General features: G+C 38.5%; 11 protein-coding genes. 4 read left to right on the top strand and 7 right to left on the bottom strand.

Features of this window, described 5'->3' with window-relative positions; all coding sequences use genetic code 11:
- The 4 genes from Q0L68_RS08280 to Q0L68_RS08265 all read left to right on the top strand — a co-directional run.
- Positions 1-933, top strand: a 933-nt coding sequence (locus tag Q0L68_RS08280) for a M28 family peptidase (RefSeq protein ID WP_296701603.1), incomplete at its 5' end; no start/stop codon positions are given.
- A gap of 70 nt (positions 934-1,003) precedes the next feature.
- Positions 1,004-2,029, top strand: a complete 1,026-nt coding sequence (locus tag Q0L68_RS08275) for a LacI family DNA-binding transcriptional regulator (RefSeq protein WP_296701601.1) — start codon at positions 1,004-1,006, stop codon at positions 2,027-2,029.
- The gene (galK, locus tag Q0L68_RS08270; RefSeq protein ID WP_296701599.1) at positions 2,030-3,178 is read left to right on the top strand and encodes a galactokinase; all 1,149 of its coding nucleotides are present in this window, start codon (positions 2,030-2,032) and stop codon (positions 3,176-3,178) included.
- Between the two features lie 139 nt (positions 3,179-3,317).
- Complete coding sequence (locus Q0L68_RS08265) at positions 3,318-6,764, top strand: ThuA domain-containing protein (RefSeq protein WP_296701597.1); 3,447 nt, start codon at positions 3,318-3,320, stop codon at positions 6,762-6,764.
- A 95-nt stretch (positions 6,765-6,859) separates the two neighbouring features.
- On the opposite strand, the gene Q0L68_RS08260 is transcribed toward Q0L68_RS08265, so the two are convergent.
- The 7 genes from Q0L68_RS08260 to Q0L68_RS08230 all read right to left on the bottom strand — a co-directional run bounded on the left by Q0L68_RS08260 (position 6,860) and on the right by Q0L68_RS08230 (position 15,126).
- Positions 6,860-8,233: an alkaline phosphatase family protein gene (locus tag Q0L68_RS08260; RefSeq protein ID WP_296701596.1), complete on the bottom strand. Its 1,374-nt coding sequence runs from the start codon at positions 8,231-8,233 to the stop codon at positions 6,860-6,862.
- Entirely contained in the window at positions 8,233-9,444 is a 1,212-nt protein-coding gene (eboE, locus tag Q0L68_RS08255; RefSeq protein WP_296701594.1) for a metabolite traffic protein EboE, read from the bottom strand. The genes Q0L68_RS08260 and eboE overlap by 1 nt, the downstream gene beginning before the upstream one ends.
- Before the next feature lie 39 nt (positions 9,445-9,483).
- A complete protein-coding gene (locus Q0L68_RS08250; protein ID WP_296701592.1) occupies positions 9,484-10,635 on the bottom strand; it encodes a 3-dehydroquinate synthase in 1,152 nt (383 codons plus the stop codon).
- Between the two features lie 73 nt (positions 10,636-10,708).
- Positions 10,709-11,617 (bottom strand): UbiA-like protein EboC, encoded by a 909-nt coding sequence (eboC, locus tag Q0L68_RS08245; protein ID WP_296701590.1) that lies wholly within the window; start codon positions 11,615-11,617, stop codon positions 10,709-10,711.
- A gap of 3 nt (positions 11,618-11,620) precedes the next feature.
- The gene (locus tag Q0L68_RS08240; RefSeq protein WP_296701588.1) at positions 11,621-12,532 is read right to left on the bottom strand and encodes a TatD family hydrolase; all 912 of its coding nucleotides are present in this window, start codon (positions 12,530-12,532) and stop codon (positions 11,621-11,623) included.
- A gap of 51 nt (positions 12,533-12,583) precedes the next feature.
- Positions 12,584-13,480, bottom strand: coding sequence for an EboA domain-containing protein (locus Q0L68_RS08235; protein ID WP_296701586.1), 897 nt, complete (start codon positions 13,478-13,480; stop codon positions 12,584-12,586).
- A gap of 218 nt (positions 13,481-13,698) precedes the next feature.
- Positions 13,699-15,126, bottom strand: coding sequence for an arylsulfatase (locus tag Q0L68_RS08230; protein ID WP_296701605.1), 1,428 nt, complete (start codon positions 15,124-15,126; stop codon positions 13,699-13,701).
- Between the last annotated feature and the right edge of the window lie 6 nt (positions 15,127-15,132).

Genomic DNA, 15,132 nt, shown 5'->3' with positions numbered 1-15,132 from the left:
GCTTGTAGCTCACCAGAAAAAAAAACAGAAACTGTTGCAGAAGTTGCTGCAAAGCCATACCCTACATTTTCTCCAGATTCCGCCTACGCTTTCATTCAAAAACAAGTAGATTTTGGCCCAAGAGTACCGATGACTCCAGCTCACCAAGAGACTAAGGAATGGATCATTTCGAAGTTTGAAAGTTTTGGATTAAATGTAAGCACGCAGGATTTTGAAGCCAAAACTTACGATAATTTAACCTGGGATCTGACGAATATCATCGCATCCTATAAGCCGGAAGCGACTAAGCGAATCATGCTTTCCGCCCATTGGGATACCAGAAGGTTTGCGGATAAAGATTCTCAGGATATAAACAAACCTATCGACGGCGCCAATGATGGAGCAAGTGGAGTCGGTGTTTTATTGGAAATCGCCAGAACAATTTCTTCTCAGGGATTGAAACCAGATGTGGGTATAGACTTTATCCTTTTTGATGGGGAAGATGACGGAGAATTAGAAAATGGTCCAAGATTAAATAATGGAAAGATCTGGTGGTGTTTAGGTTCACAATACTGGTCTATAAATAAGCATGTCCCAAACTACAGCGCATATTATGGGATTTTACTAGATATGGTTGGAGCTAAAGGAGCCCATTTCTATTATGAAGGATATTCCCGACAATATGCTGCAGGAATTTTAAGAAAGGTTTGGGAAAACGCAGCTAAAATCGGCCATAGCGATTTTTTCGTAATGAGAGATGCTGCAGAAATTTTAGATGATCATGCCTTTGTGAATGAAAATGCAGGCATTCCTATGATCGATATTTTGGATTTTTCTCCAGATTACGGTTTTGGACATTATCATCATACCCATAGTGACAATATGGAGTTGATTGACAAAAGAACCTTGCAAGCTGTAGGAGAAACTGTTTTATTTACAGTTTATCAAGAGTAAACTAGTACCTATAGAGTTCCTAGTTTATTGATTTCAAACCTAAGCATTCGTGCTTTCCTAAATTTCAACCATGAAAAAAGGGCATCAGGTCACAATGAAAGAGATCGCCAAGAAATTGGGGGTTTCGGTCTCTACAATTTCCAGAGCTTTAAAAGATTCTCCAGAATTGCATCCGGAGACTAAAAGAAAGATTGTGGAATTGGCTAAAGAGATGAATTACCAGCCAAATCTACTTGCTCAGAGCCTCAGAATCAGCAGAACCAAGACACTTGGGGTAATTGTTCCTGAAATAACTTCTCACTTTTTTGCTTCCTGTATCAGCGGCATTCAAGACCAGGCAAATGTGCGTGGCTATAATGTCATGATTTGCCAGTCTAATGAGCATTTAGAATTAGAAATGGCAAATATCAAAACTTTGGTTGCCTCGCAGGTTGATGCTTTGTTGATTTCTTTAAGTAGAGAAACCAATCACTATGAGCACCTATTTGAACTCTACAATCGAGAAATACCATTTGTTTTATTTGATCGGGTTCACGAAGATATTCCCGTATCCAAGATAACTTTCAATGATGTGGGAGGGGCATATCAGGTCACAAAGCACTTGTTGGAAGTAGGTTGTAAAAGAGTGATGTATGTATCAGGCCCTGAGGATTTATATATCAGTAAAAAGAGAAAGGAAGGATATTTGAAAGCTTTAGCAGAATTTGGGATTCCTGAAAGTGAAAGCTTAATCAAAGTTACCGATTTGACGACTGAAGGAAATATTGCAGTTGCAGAAGATATAATTGAGATGGAAAACAGACCAGACGGAGTATTTTGTATGATAGATCCGGTGGCAGTGGAAGTTTTAATGCATTGGAAGAGTAAAGGAATCAGAATACCGCAAGACATCGCTTTAGCAGGATTTACCAATAATCCTACTTCTGCAGTAATAGAGCCTCCATTGACTACAGTTTCCCAACCAGGATATACGATGGGAAAGCTTGCAGTGAGTCATCTTTTAGATCAACTCGACGGTATCACTTCTGATGATCCCATTTCTATTGTTTTAGAAACCACACTGGTTCCAAGAAAATCCACAGAAATCGTAAAATAAATGCGTGAACTAATCACGAAGTCCTTTCTTGAGATTTTTGCTCAAGAACCAATTCTTGCCTTTGCTCCTGGTAGAATTAATCTCATTGGAGAACATACTGATTATCAGGAGGGATTTGTTTTCCCAGCTGCTGTAGCACAAGGAATCTGGTTTGCCATACAAAAAAACAAGAGTAATTCTACCAGAATTCATTCCCTTGATTTTAATGAAGATTTTGTTTTTGATGTCAAATCTTTTTCTCCAAGAAAAGGACATTGGGCGAATTATATAATGGGCATAGTATCTCAATTTAAACAGGCAGGATATGAAGTTGAGGGATTTGATATGGTTTTCGGAGGAAATATTCCAGTTGGTTCAGGATTATCATCCTCTGCCGCACTTTCTGTTGGTGTCGGCACTGCTATTTCCGGATTATTTAACTTTAATATTCCAAAAAAATCTCTTGCCCTGTATGCCCAAAAATCAGAGCAGCTATACGAAGGGTTAAACTGTGGCATCATGGACCCATATGCCTCAGCATTTGGTAAAGCAGATCATGCTCTGTTATTGGATTGCAGAACTAATACGCATGAAGAAATTCCAATTACACTAGGACAATACAGTTTGCTATTAGTCAATACAAAAGTAAAACATAAACTAGCTGATTCTGCTTATAACAAAAGAAGATCTGCTTGTGAGGAAAGTGTTGAAATATTATCACAGAAATTTCCTGAAATTAAAACCTTGAGAGATTTTTCTGAAAAAGATCTTCCAAAGGTAAAATCTATCTTACCTAGAGAGCTTTTCTCCAAAGCAAAACATGTGATTTTGGAAGATCTCAGAGTCCATCAGGCAGGAGAAAGTTTAAGACATGGAGAATTAGTAAAGTTTGGTGAATTGATGAAAGCTTCCCATGAGAGTCTAAGTAAGGATTATGAAGTCAGTTGTGCTGAGTTAGATTTCTTGGCAGAAGAATCCTGGAAAAAAAGTTATGTATTGGGATCTAGGATGATGGGAGGAGGTTTCGGTGGTTGTACTATTAACCTATTAGAAACGGAGCGTATCCCTGAATTCAAGAGATCCGTCTCTACAAGCTACCTTCAAGCTTTCAACATAGAACCAGAATTTATTGAGGTTAAACCTTCAGATGGAGCAAGAATAGTTAAATAAATTAAAATCATTGCACTTAGGCCAGATTTCTATTGTTTCAAAAAGAAATAATTCGAAATTTTCCCTGATTTGTCAGTTGATTTTCGGTTATTTGATGTCGATTTATTGAAAATCACCTATTTATAGAAAATCTAATATTATGAATTTCCCAAAAAACCTGCGTACCATACTAGTCTTGATGGTGCTTGTAAGTTTGGGTACTTGGAGCTGTAAAAACAAACGCTCTGGTTCTCCAAAAGTACTTGTTTTCAGCAAGACAGCTGGATTTCATCACGAATCTATTCCTAACGGAATTGCAGCAATTCAAAAACTTGGTTCGGAAAATGGCTTTGAAGTAGATACTACTACTCACTCAGAAAAGTTTACCGAAGAAAACCTAGCCCAATATTCTGCTGTAATCTTTTTGAATACGACTGGTGACGTATTAAATAATTACCAAGAAGCTGATTTTGAAAGATATATTCAAGCAGGTGGCGGTTATATGGGTATCCATTCTGCCGCAGATACTGAATATGAATGGAGTTGGTACGGTCGATTAGTCGGTGGTTATTTTACAGATCACCCAGGAATCAACGATCCTAACCCAAATGTACAGCCTGGTTCTATTACCGTTGTAGATGCCAATAACCCATCCACTTCTTTCTTACCAAGCCCTTGGGAAAGAACAGATGAATGGTACAGCTACAAAAACATGAACCCAGATGTGAATGTATTATTAGAGCTAGATGAAAACTCTTATAAAGGAGGCTTCGACATGGGCGATCACCCAATTGCCTGGTATCACGAGTTTGATGGAGGTAGAGCTTTTTATACTGGTGGAGGTCACACCAATGAATCTTTCACCGAAGACCTTTATCTGAAGCATGTTTTGGCAGGGATCCAATATGCAATTGGTGACAATCTTGAATTGGACTACAGCAAAACAATTTCAAAGAGAGTTCCTGAGGAAAACAGATTTACTAAGACTCCACTGGTAACCGGTGAATTCACCGAGCCAACAGAAATGACAATTCTCCCTAATCTAGATATTTTAGTAGCCCAAAGAAGAGGTGAGATTTTGTTTTTTGACAATGAAACTGAAGAATTAACTGAGGTAGCTAAACTTGATGTTTATTGGAAAACAGAAGTTAGAGGGGTGAACGCTGAGGAAGGACTGATGGGAATCCAAAAGGATCCAAACTATGCACAAAACGGATATGTCTTTGTTTATTATGCTCCTACTGGAGACGAAGAGATCAACCGACTTTCACGATTTACCTTTAAAGATAATAACTGGGATATGTCATCAGAGGTGGTGATCATGGATATTCATTCAGACCGTGATATCTGTTGCCATACAGGAGGTTCCATTGCATTTGACAAGGATGGTAACTTATTCCTTTCTCTTGGTGATAATTCAACTCCCTTTAACCAAGCTGATTCTAAATTTATAAATAATGGATTTGCACCTTTAGATCAAAGACCTGGAAGAGAGCAATTTGATGCACGAAGAACTTCTGGAAATGCAAATGATTTAAGAGGTAAAATTCTTAGAATCAAAGTAAATGAGGATGGTTCATATGACATTCCTGAAGGGAATTTGTACCCTGTAGGTACAGAAGGAACAAGACCTGAAATCTATGTTCAGGGAAATAGAAATCCCTACAGAATTTCTGTAGATCAGAAAAACGGTTTTCTATATTGGGGTGAAGTAGGGCCAGATGCAAATGCAGATAGCATGGCAACAAGAGGTCCGAGAGGTTATGATGAATTGAATCAGGCTAGGAAAGCAGGGAATTTTGGGTGGCCATATTTTGTAGGGAATAACTACGCATATCGTGAATACAATTATGAAACTGGTGAGTATGGGGAGGCTTTTGACCCAAATGGACCTCAGAATAATTCAGTAAACAATACAGGTATCAAAGATTTGCCAGCACTTGCACCCGCATTTATCTGGTACCCATATGCAGTTTCAGAAGAATTTCCTTCTGTAGGAACTGGGGGTAGAAATGCTATGGCAGGACCTGTTTATTACTCTGATATGTACACTGCAGATACTAAGTTTCCAGATTATTACGATGGCAAAATCTTTATTTATGACTGGATCAGAGGTTGGGTAAAAGCTGTATCTATCAAAGAGAATGGTGATTTTGACAAGATGGAGGCATTTATGCCAAACACAAAGTTTAATTCTTTGATTGATATGGAAATGGGCCCAGATGGCAGAATTTATATATTGGAATATGGAAACGGTTGGTTCTCCAAAAATCCTGATGCTGGATTATCTAGAATTGACTTTAATGGAGGTAACAGAGCTCCAGTAGTTGCCACTATTAGTGCTGACAAAACTTCTGGAACCAATCCTCTTACAGTGACTTTTACTGCAAAATCTTCAGATCCTGAAAATGATGCATTGACCTATACTTGGGACTTAGGAAAAGGTGAAACAAAAAACACAGATACCCCAACACTCACTCATACATTTAACAGTGTTGGTGAGTATGAGGTGAAAGTCACAGCAAAAGATCCAGCTGGATTGACTGGAACCAGTGCCACTGAAAGTGTTTATTCTGGTAATATTGCCCCTGAGGTCTCCATCAAGATTGATGGTAATAAGTCCTTCTATTTCCCAGGAAAGAAAGTTTCCTATGAAGTAAGCGTTTCAGATGCAGATCATCCAGATGCTGCAAATGATTTGAGCACGCTCTATGTTTCTGCTGATTATATCGAAGGTCTTGATCAGGCAGAGTCTGATATGGGCCACAAAGTAATGACTGAGGCAATGTTAGGTAAATCTCTCTTTACCACCTTAACTTGTAAGACATGCCACAAAGAAGCTGAGGCATCTGTTGGACCTTCTTATATTGATGTTGCCAAAAAATACAACCAAAGAGATCTTGATTACCTGAAAAATAAAATCAAAAACGGAGGCGGGGGCGTCTGGGGTGAAACTGCAATGCCAGCAAATCCTGATTTAAAAAATTCTGATCTTAATGCTTTGGTAGCGTATATCCTTTCATTAGATCAAGTGAATACTCCTTCTCTTCCGGCTTCAGGAAGTATCGATGCTACCATGGGTAAGAAAGCAGTACCAAATGGTGTCTTGATGCTGAATGCTTCTTATACGGATCAAGGAGGCGAAAACATCAAACCTTTGACTGGTTCAACTACTTTGCTACTGAAAGGTAATACCATTGATATGGGAACTACTACAGATTATGAAGGCGGGTACAGTAGCATGAGTTTTGATGGAAATAATTTGGTGATGGTTCCAAAGAATGAAGCTTCATTTGCAATTGAGGGAATAGACTTAACTGGGGTTGGCTCAGTAACAGCTATTTCTGTTACTATGGGATCCCTAGGTGATCAATATGATTTTGAATTGCGATTGGATAGCCCAACAGGTGATCTGGTAGGATCAAGTACTTTTAGTCAACCTGCTTCAAATGGACCTGAGGGAGCTCCAAGTTTCGCTCCATTTACAATTCCAATAACAGGGACTGCAGATGGAAATCTTCATAAAATCTTCGTAATTACTAAACCTAAAAATGACGGTGGTGCCGGTACTTTTATCGTTTCTGGAATGACCTTTAACGCAAAATAAAACTAATCTTATTACCCAATGTAAAAGCCATCTGCAAATGCGGATGGCTTTTTTTATTCAGTTAAACCGAATAGAAGGGACTTACAAAAGCATTCTTAGCTGAAAATCTTTTTCAAAATCAACCCTTGAATTTCGGTGGGGTCAATATGTTTCTCTTCCGTAAGGGATTTATCATTTGTAAAGAAAACAGGATGATCCAAACTGTCTTCAGGAATCCTTCCATGAGCTCCCTTAACGAGCGTTGCGTCCAATGGAATCACATCCATTAGATACCTAAATCCCAATTTCTTCTTTAAGACTTTCATTCCCACCTTGGCCATTGGTAACTTAATCTCTGGATTAAGGAACAACTCCACCGGGTCATATCCAGGTTTTTGATGAATCGCGACGCATCTTGCATAATCTGGAGCTTTAGAATCATCTAGCCAGAAATAATAAGTAAACCATGAGTTTTTATCTGCAACAACTACCAAATCTCCTGAGCGTTTGTGATCTAAATGATATTTCTTCTTACCCTCTTCATCCAAAATAAGTTCTATCCCTGGCGTTTCTTCCAAAAGTTTTTTAACCAGAGCTAAATCACTTTTATCTTTCACATGAATATGAGCCAATTGATGATCTACCACAGCGAACGCTCGACTTGTACCCGCATCTAAAGTCTCCAATCCCAATTCATTTTTGACTTGAATCAGTCCAGCCTTCCTAAAAATACGATTGAGATGCACTGGGTTATTCACCGAGGTAATTCCATATTCGGAAAGCAAAATCACTTCAGCTCCCTGTCTTTCATAATAGGTTATCAAATCCTCACAGACCTTATCGATTTCACTTAAATCTTTAGAGATTTTTGAAAAATCAATCCCATACTTTTGTAGTCCATAATCAAGGTGAGGAAGATAGATTAAAGTCAATGTAGGGTTTTTCCACTCATCGACTTTCTTGGATGCATCAGCAATCCATTGTGTGGCTTTTATGCTTGTATTTGGTCCCCAAAAAGAAAATAAAGGAAACTGCCCCAGTTCTTCTTGTAACCTATCCCTTAAATCCATAGGATAAGAATGACAATCGGGGATCTTTCTTCCGTCTGAAGGATATAGTGGCCTGGGTGTCACCTGATAGTCCGCAGTTGAGTACATATTGTACCACCAAAACATATTCGAGACAGTAAATTCAGGATCTTTCTCCTTGGCAAGATCCCATATATTTTTAGCCTGAACCAGCTTATTTGACTGTCTCCAAAATTTGATTTCGCACTCGTCTTTAAAGTACCATCCATTCCCCACTATTCCATGGTCTGTAGGCCATTTTCCTGTCAAGTAGGTGGTTTGTGCGGAAGTAGTTACTGCGGGTAAAACAGGATTGATGGAAGCCTTATGACCTTTTGAAGTCCACTTTTTTAAAAAAGGAGTATGTTCTCCTATTAATCTTTGCGATAAAGCAACAACATCAATTACTACTGTCTTTTTCATCATTTTTTCATGTTATCAGAGACCCAAGAAAGTTCCCGGATAATAGAACTCTGAATATCAATATTCATTCCTTTTGGAAGCACATCCCAGGTATAGGTTTCTACTTCCAGATGATTTGTGACATTTTTGGATTTGAGATATTCCAAAACTTCCAAAATATCAGATTGAGTAGAAGCCACTTGACCATAATCTGATAAGAAAACCGGAACATGAAAGTGAATACGCCACTCTTCTTGTTCGGTTTCTTCCAATTGTTGCAAAGCCTGATCCAAATCTCGATAGGATTCTAATTGGCCTTCTGAGTTTCTACCGATTACCTGATGCAGGTAAGTTGACTCAGCAAAGGGTTCAAGGGTCTTAAGGATAACTTCTCTTTCTTCACTCGAATCTGGAATAGACAGTTTCAATGCAGCAGAGATTTGAATTTTTCCAATTTTAATTCCTGCTGCTTCCATAGCTTGAAACACTTCAGCTGGCTTTTCATAAACCAAAGCAAAATGACAAACATCATAACACAGTCTGATATGTTCTTTGATCGCAGACTCGGCATCTTCTTGACTCATTTGAAGAGAATCCATCAAATCCCTGCTACCCATGGGAATTAACCAGTCTTTAAAAAATGACAACATTTCTGCTGTATTTTCAAGGATTCCGTCTGGTTCTGGCTCTATATCCAAGTGAAGAACTTTACCCGTCTTTTGCTTTATTTCTATCAATTTGGCAACTACCTGAACCAAATGAGTGGTGGAGAGAGTGATAGCCCGATCCAATTCTTGTTGATTAGAAAACCAAAATCTATATGAGAGCGGTGAGGTAGAAATCCCTCCTTCCATTTTATCGGGCAGCAAATCTGCAAGAATTTCAAATAGTCTAATGGTATAATCCCGTCTTTCTTTTGTAGTCCAATCTGGAGCGTGAACCTTATCTTTTACAACTTGCCCATGAAAGCCTCCATATGGAAAACCATTCATCGTAAAAACATAAGCCTTTTGATCCTTCAGCCAAGTTTTAAAAATCTTTAACTCTTCTGGCCTTTGAAGCACAAGACTAGCTTCATTCGAAAGTCTTAGCCCAATACCAAAATCCTGTTCAGGAGAAAGGCTTGATTTAATATTTGGAATGTATTTTTTAAGGTTTTCGAAGGTTTCTTTCCAGCTTTCTCCAGGGTGAATATTGGTACAATAAGACAGGTGTTTTCCTTCAATCCGCATAATGATAATTCAGTGATTTCTGAGAATTTTTAGTTTATATCAATTGATAATCAATCGATCTGATTGAAATGATTTCAATTTTTCTACAGCAGTAAGAATCAGAGCTTGATCCATTTCGTGGACTTCCTGACCCTTTCCAAGTTTAGCCAACAACATAATCGTCAATTGGCCTCCTAAGTGCTCTCGGAATTCTTCCAATCCTTTCAAAAGCATTTCTCCAGATAGAACCGGATGATACAACTGAAATCCCAAAGATGCTATGACGGATATGATTCTGTCTAATTCAGTAGCTGAAATCATTCCTTTTAAATAAGAATAGGTTGAATCCAGTGCGATACCAATCGAAACCGCTTCCCCATGTCTGATTTCGTATCCACTGAGATGTTCCATCTTATGAGCCGCCCAATGGCCAAAATCCAAAGGCCTGGAGGAACCCATTTCGAATGGATCTTTCCCCGCGATGTGATCCAAATGCATCTGAGCACATCTCACGATCAACTCTTGCATAGGTTCCATTTCTCGGTTTGCCAAAGCTGAAGCATGTTCCTCAATCCATTCAAAAAAATCTATGTCTTTAATCAAGGCTACTTTAATCGCTTCAGAAATACCTGATCTCCAATCTCGATTATCTAATGTCTTTAAGAAATTGAAATCATTTAATACTGCATATGGAGGCACAAATGTTCCTAAATAGTTTTTCTTCCCGAAAGAATTAATCCCATTTTTCACTCCAACAGCCGAATCATTTTGAGATAGCACTGTAGTTGGAATCCTTATAAGGCGAATACCTCTATGCGATACTGCGGCTGCAAATCCTACCATATCCAAAACTGCTCCACCGCCAATAGCTACGATGTATGAATGTCTATCAATCCCGTATAAATGGGTTGCCTCAACTACTTTTTGATAATACTGAGGATCATTTTTAGAGGCCTCACCTCCAGGAACAATCAAAGGTTCTGCACATAGCTTAAACTGAGCTTGATGAGTTTCTGCATAGGATTTAATCTTGTCAACCAAATCCGGATGGGTTTCATGAACGCCACTATCAAGCACAAAAAAGGCTTTTCCTCCTTTACCATTGTCTAACAATTCTGCAAGCGTTGGATCTCCAATATTGAATATGTTTTCGGAGAAAATCACCGGATAAGTATAAGGAACTGCAAATGATTGTTCTATTCTTCTTTTCATCAATTACTCAATCTAAAACAGGGGCAAAAGGTTCTTTCGCAATGCAATTTATTGCTTTACAAATTAGAAAGGCTTAAGTCACTGCAAATTTTCTAGCTAACCACAGAGAAATGGGTAATAAGACTAAGACCAATAAACCATAAAACCATCCCGCAAAGGCAGCTGAAATTGATGCATTCAATATTATTAAGGAAATCACAGCAGCTTTAACAGCTTTCCCAATCAGTTTTGGTTCTTGTTTCTGAATCGCTTTTATTAAAGGCGGAAAAATCATGAAAGCAAAAAGAAGTATAAATGGAATGATTTCAAATGGCTTTTCTCCATAAACAAATGCTATTCCTATCAAGGATCCTATAATAATTAGATACAATCCAACTCCTCCAAAAAGTGCTGTACGATTTTTGCCATGTACTTCTCCCCTGCTGATCATGGTAATTGCTGCCACAAAAACCAATGGAATCAAGCCCATAAAAGCAAATTTTTCTACTAATTCAGGAACCACACTTACCCCAAGAAGTAAATTCCCGGCTCGGCATAGCCCCATATTGATTGGGCCAAAAAAATTCTGATGCTTTCCCCAGTAATCATAAAGAACAGCGCAAAGAGCAACTCCCAAAGCAATCAATGCGGAAGTATTAGAAACTTGAGCAGCTGCAAGGATTCCCAACAAAAGCAGTAAAAATGCCATGATGGACGCACTTTTCATGGAGGCCCTTCCACTTGGTATTGGTCTCTCTGGCCTTTCTAATGCATCTAAATCAGCATCAAAAACATCATTTAAAGCAACTCCTCCAGCATATAAACCTATCGTAGCTAAAACTAACCAAGCTAAATCAAAAAGATAACTTTCAGAATTGGAAAAGGAAGTCAAATAAATTCCCATTCCCGCTATTGCAAAACCTGCTAAAATATCAGCTATAGCGGTTACAACATTTGCGGGCCTTGTAAGCTGCAAATGAGCAAATAACTTGGTTCTAATCATGAATTAATTTTCCACTCGATCACTAGGTCCTTCCACGCGGGGAACTTGCCCACCTCTCAACACCGAATTCCCTGACATTTTTTTAGTCTGATCAATAGGTTCTGCGTTTAACCAATCCAACTCGTCCATTTGACCACTTTGAGAATATGCAGTTAATGCGTTTTGATAGCAGGTCATTCTTATATGTTCCTCTGGAATCCCCATTTTTCTCATCAATGCTGCTGTTTTCGGTACTGCCAAAGGATCCGAAATTCCCCAATCAGCAGCCGAATCAACAATGATTCTTTCGGGACCATATTGTTTTACAATTTCCACCATTCGTTCACTTCCCATTTTGGTATGTGGGTAAATGGTAAATGCTGCCCAATAACCACGATCCAGAACCTCTTTCACAGTTTCCTCATTGTTATGATCCACGATTACCATATTTGGAGCCAAGCCATGTTCCTCACTCACGTCCATGCTTTTTGTAGTTCCTTTTTTCTTATCTCTGTGGGGTGTATGAATCATTACCGGAAGATCCATTTCCTTTGCAAGATCAAGTTGGAGTCTATAAAATTTATCCTCTGCTGCAGTTTGATCATCGTAACCAATCTCTCCAATCGCTACTACTCCCTGCTTCCCTGCGTACAAAGGAAGAAGTTCCATGACTTGCTCAGCTAATGGCTCATTATTAGCTTCTTTAGAATTCAGGCCAATTGTACAATAGTGTACAATACCGAATTGCTTGGCACGAAATCTTTCCCACCCAACCAAACTACTGAAGTAATCTTTAAAACTGGCAGCTTCTGTTCTAGGTTGTCCAAGCCAAAAAGCGGGTTCTATGATAGCTACTATGCCAGCTTTTCGCATGGCTTCATAGTCATCGGTAGTTCTTGAAGTAACGTGTATATGTGGATCAATAAACATTTCCATCTTTGGTAAATTTGGGGTTCTCAAAATATTAAATCGCTAAAGAAATTTGAATTATGCCAGAGCCAAAGCCTGCTCACCAATCCAATCCCAGTTTAGCACTCCTGAATTTATTTTACTCTCAATTTCTGGATAACTTCTCAATAATTTCTTCGCTTCGGGGAAATCACTCATACTACAAGCCAATAAAGCAGCATTTCTTTCCAGCTCATCATTTGATTTTGTCACTCGCTCAATATCCTTGAAGTTTTCCGAATTAATGAAGGGCCCAACAAACCTCCACACTTCCAAAATAACATTCCTTCCAGCAGCCCATCTTTCATGGGCAAAATCAATAATAATATTTGCCAGTTCTTTATTGGATCGAGATTCAGCATTCTGGATTTTAAATAATGGTCTTTGCATAAAGATTGCTTTTACCACCATTTGATTCCAGGCACTCTCATCAAAGTATTTTGAAGGATATGGATTATTTAAAGCAACAGCATCAAAAACCGATGTAATATTTGTCCTTAATCCTTCCCGAGCTCTTCCTACCATTTCATCCTGAAAAGGCATTACCGGTAATGCAGAATACAAAGCCTCAATTTCAAGCATATCACCAGTTTCAAATAGTTTTTGCAATGTTTCCCTCCAAGAATCAGGGTTTGGGGCAAGATATTGCAAAAGCAAATAAACCCGAGCAGCTTGCAATTGAGTCCATAAATCCATTCTCAAACCATCACAAAAAGATTGAGTTTCTTGAAATTGATCATCACTCAGTTTAAATGAATTGTTTTTAAAAAATCTTGAAGCTTGGCTAAAAGCTATAAAGAAATCCATTTCCTTTCCGGACAATAAAATTTTCTCTCTCTTTTGAGCTAACCAAACAATGGATTTTTCCTCTACTTGGTCAGTAAGGGCTGAAAGTATGATTGATGAAATTGGGTTTACTTTGTTTGGGGTAGACATATCGAACAATCAATTTCGAATGATTAAAAGGGCCTTTTAAATGTAAGGCAATATTCTATTTTTTTTATTGTGGAATAACACCAGTGGTCAAAAAAAAGCATGTTTTAAGAGTAAAATGAGAAAAATCATATTTTCCTTTCATTCATTTTTTCCTCTGTAATTAATCAAACTTATTTTTTAATCTTTTCTAAAACCAACCAAATTGAATGAATAATTATTTATTCTTTTGCTGCTTCTTTTTCGCTCCTGTAAAATGAAAATATCGGATTCCGAATATGAGAATCCTCCATTAATTTCTCCATTTCTTTGACCTTATCAGGATATTGAGAGGCTAAGTTTTGATTTTCTCCAAGATCCTTGCTCAAATCATAAAGTTCAAACTTAGGGGTTTCACTTTGAAATACTTCCAGTTTTACTGCTTTCCAATTTCCTTGTCGAATCGCTTGCTTCCCGCCTTGCTCATGAAATTCCCAATATAAATACTCGTGTTCTTTTTGCTCTCCGGCTCCTACTAGGGTAGGAAAAAATGAAATCCCGTCAATGCTTTCGGATATTTTATTTCCAGCGACTTCAGCAAACGTTGGTAACAGATCCCAAAAAGCTGCCACATGATCTGAAGTAGTACCTGCCTTGATTTTATTTGGCCACCAAGCAATCATAGGAGCTCTGACTCCTCCCTCATACAAATCCCTTTTAAATCCTCGAAATGGGCCATTACTATCAAAAAACTCAGGATCTGCTCCTCCTTCACGATGTGCTCCGTTGTCTGAAGAAAATATGATCAATGTATTTTCAGAAAGTCCATTCTCCTCCAATTTATCTAAGACTTCACCTACATATCGATCGATTCTTTCTACCATCGCCGCAAAAGTAGCATGCGGATATGGTTGGGATTGATAGCCAGGAATCCTCATATCAGGCCCATAATCAGCACCTGGCCCTCCTACATATGGCTTTTCCTCTGGAAACATAGCCTTATACTTCACCATTAGTTCATCCTCAGGAGCAGCTAACTCCGCATGTGGAGTGACAATAGGCATAAACAAGAAAAAAGGCTTGTCTTTGTTATCATCTATAAAAGCTAATGTCTTTTCCTGAATGATATCTGGAGCATAGTCTCCGGTAGTCGTCCAATCATTTCCAGGCAAATCAATTTTTTGATCATTATGCCATAAATATGCTGGGTAATAGCGGTGAGCATATCGTTGGCAGTTATATCCGAAAAACTCATTAAATCCTTGATTAACCGGTTCTCCTGTCGATCCTATAAACCCTAAACCCCACTTACCAAATGCCCCTGTAGTATAGCCTTCGTTTTGTAAAGCCTTCCCTACAGTCATCACTGAATCAGGCATGGGTAATTGACCTTCAGGCTGAACTTCAGAGTTGCCTCTAATCGGTGTATGCCCTGTATGCAATCCTGTCAAAAATGAAGATCTGGAAGGAGCACAGACAGTAGACCCCGAATAGAAATTGGAAAAGAACATCCCTTCTCTCGCCAACCGATCAATATTGGGTGTCTCTATATATTCTTGGCCTAAAAAGCCTAAATCCCCATATCCTAAGTCATCTGCCAAGATGAAAATAATATTGGTTTTATTCTCTAAACCTATTTCTGTCTCTTCTTTTTTTGTTTCACAAGCGATTACAAA

Source organism: Algoriphagus sp., from assembly GCF_024642405.1.
In the GTDB taxonomy this organism is placed as follows: domain Bacteria; phylum Bacteroidota; class Bacteroidia; order Cytophagales; family Cyclobacteriaceae; genus Algoriphagus.
The sequence above is the reverse complement of the archived record's forward strand: the minus strand, read 5'-3'. Positions and strand labels throughout refer to the sequence as shown.

Bases quoted from the DNA above. Each gene is read 5' to 3' on its own strand.
- Q0L68_RS08275 (WP_296701601.1), top strand. From the start codon at position 1,004: ATGAAAAAAGGGCATCAGGTCACAATGAAAGAGATCGCCAAGAAATTG.
- galK (WP_296701599.1), top strand. From the start codon at position 2,030: ATGCGTGAACTAATCACGAAGTCCTTTCTTGAGATTTTTGCTCAAGAA.
- Q0L68_RS08265 (WP_296701597.1), top strand. From the start codon at position 3,318: ATGAATTTCCCAAAAAACCTGCGTACCATACTAGTCTTGATGGTGCTT.
- Q0L68_RS08260 (WP_296701596.1), bottom strand. From the start codon at position 8,233: ATGAAAAAGACAGTAGTAATTGATGTTGTTGCTTTATCGCAAAGATTA.
- eboE (WP_296701594.1), bottom strand. From the start codon at position 9,444: ATGCGGATTGAAGGAAAACACCTGTCTTATTGTACCAATATTCACCCT.
- Q0L68_RS08250 (WP_296701592.1), bottom strand. From the start codon at position 10,635: ATGAAAAGAAGAATAGAACAATCATTTGCAGTTCCTTATACTTATCCG.
- eboC (WP_296701590.1), bottom strand. From the start codon at position 11,617: ATGATTAGAACCAAGTTATTTGCTCATTTGCAGCTTACAAGGCCCGCA.
- Q0L68_RS08240 (WP_296701588.1), bottom strand. From the start codon at position 12,532: ATGGAAATGTTTATTGATCCACATATACACGTTACTTCAAGAACTACC.
- Q0L68_RS08235 (WP_296701586.1), bottom strand. From the start codon at position 13,480: ATGTCTACCCCAAACAAAGTAAACCCAATTTCATCAATCATACTTTCA.